Here is a 1,836-nt window from a genome sequence, read left to right as displayed (position 1 = left end):
CATGAGCACTTGCAATTGCGCTTACGATTACGGCTGATGAGCTTCCAAGACCTCTTGACATTGGAATCTCATTATAAAAGTTGAATTTGAAATTCTGCCTTTTTTTGGTCAATCTATTATAGTGTTCATTAAAAATACTGATAAATAGATTGTTTCCCTTTAGCTTTGGGTTATTCTCGCCCTCGCCCTTAATACTTACACTAAAGAACTTTGAAGGATGAAATTCAACCACGTTGCGTAAATCAACTGCTAAACCTAAAGAATCAAACCCGGGTCCAAGGTTTGCACTAGTTGCCGGCACACTTACTGTCACTTTATTCCTATCCAACCGCTCCGATTCCATACAGAGGCGCAACAGCTGTGCTAAACTCGCTATACTCAAGCACATCCGGAAGCATAAAGCAAACCTCTGATGCTATTTCTAGTTTTTGAGTTTTTATTTCTGATGAAATTTTAACAAAAAATAGCTTTCCAATCGCTTTGATTGGTTGATTTTTATTAAAATAGAATGCGTCTGTTGCAAAAAGTGGTATATTTTTTAAAATACTTATTGATTTTAAAAATATATATGCAATTTTTATTGCCATAAAACTGCCGGGGCCGTTGGCATAGAAGAGTTTTTTTATCTCGTACTTACGTGAGAGCTCATCAAATATTTTTGGTAAAACATCAGAGCTCTTCTCACTGCTCGAGATGCTCTCTATTAGTATATTATCTTCATATACTCCAACTAAAACAGGAGATGACAAAGTTATAAAAACTAAATCAACCTCTTTATGCATACGCTTTTTCAAGCTCTTTTGTCTTCTCGTCAACAAGCTCTATAACTTCGTAATTTTGAGCATCTTTTAAAAGTTCAAGGGTAAGCTTATGATTTAAGTCGTGACTTCCAGCCATTGCTTCATAATTTCCCACAAAATTCATCCCTATAAGCGCCATATCGCCAATAGCGTCAAGTATTTTATGTCTTACAAACTCATCCGGAAATCTAAGCCCCTCGGGGTTTAACACTTTTTTGTCGTCCAAAACGATTGCATTATCAAGTGAACCACCCAGAGCTAGACCTTTTGAGCGAAGATACTGCACTTCATGTAAAAATCCAAAGGTTCTTGCACGCGAAATTTCATCCTTATAGCTCTGTTTTGTAAAATTTAGCACATACTCTTGTTGCTGAATTACAGGATGGGGGAATTTAATCGTAAATCCGTATTTGAGATCTGTTGATGGAGAGAGCTTGACATATTTGTCGCCCTCTTGCACGATTATCTCTTTTTTTATACGCATTATTTTTTTTGGCACGTCCAGCTGCACTATGCCCGCTTCATCCAAAAGCATGCAAAAACTCGCACTGCTTCCGTCCATTACAGGCACTTCATCAGCATCTACAATAATTCTTAGGTTATCAATTCCATAGGCATAGATTGCTGAGAGCATATGCTCAATCGTCGAGATGATATAACCGTCTTTGCCGATAACCGTAGCCATTTTCGTATCAACCACATTATCAGGAATAAGCGGAATTGAAACATCAACATCGCTTCTATAAAAGATCAAGCCGCTGTTTGACTCCAAAGGTTCAAGTCTTAATTTAACGGCAGAACCTTTATGAAGACCTATTCCAACTAATTCAACACTTTTTTTTATAGTTGTTTGATACATTTTTGTTACCGCCATTAAAATTTAATATAATTTTAGCTGTTAAAGCTGTTATTTGCAAGCAAAAAATATCCCAAAGAGCAAAAAAACTATATTTTATTGTCTATGATATTTTTCGCGCTCTTGATTACATTTGTTATGTTTAACCTCATCCACTCATTATCCATCCACTCGGCCGGA

2 protein-coding genes and 1 pseudogene are annotated in these 1,836 nt (G+C 36.5%); all 3 read right to left on the bottom strand.

Going from position 1 to position 1,836, the window contains the following annotated elements; translation table 11 throughout:
* Positions 1–313 (bottom strand): annotated as a pseudogene (locus tag K0A91_RS10945) (homoserine kinase); the annotation flags it as partial.
* Between the two features lie 7 nt (positions 314–320).
* Entirely contained in the window at positions 321–782 is a 462-nt protein-coding gene (locus K0A91_RS10940; protein WP_295010252.1) for a hypothetical protein, read from the bottom strand.
* On the bottom strand, positions 775–1,659 hold the full coding sequence (gene lpxC, locus K0A91_RS10935; protein WP_295010254.1) for a UDP-3-O-acyl-N-acetylglucosamine deacetylase: 885 nt from the start codon (positions 1,657–1,659) through the stop codon (positions 775–777). The genes K0A91_RS10940 and lpxC overlap by 8 nt, the downstream gene beginning before the upstream one ends.
* Positions 1,660–1,836: the final 177 nt, after the last annotated feature.

Source organism: Sulfurimonas sp., from assembly GCF_019429335.1.
In the GTDB taxonomy this organism is placed as follows: domain Bacteria; phylum Campylobacterota; class Campylobacteria; order Campylobacterales; family Sulfurimonadaceae; genus Sulfurimonas.
This window is presented reverse-complemented; position numbering and strand designations above follow the sequence as displayed.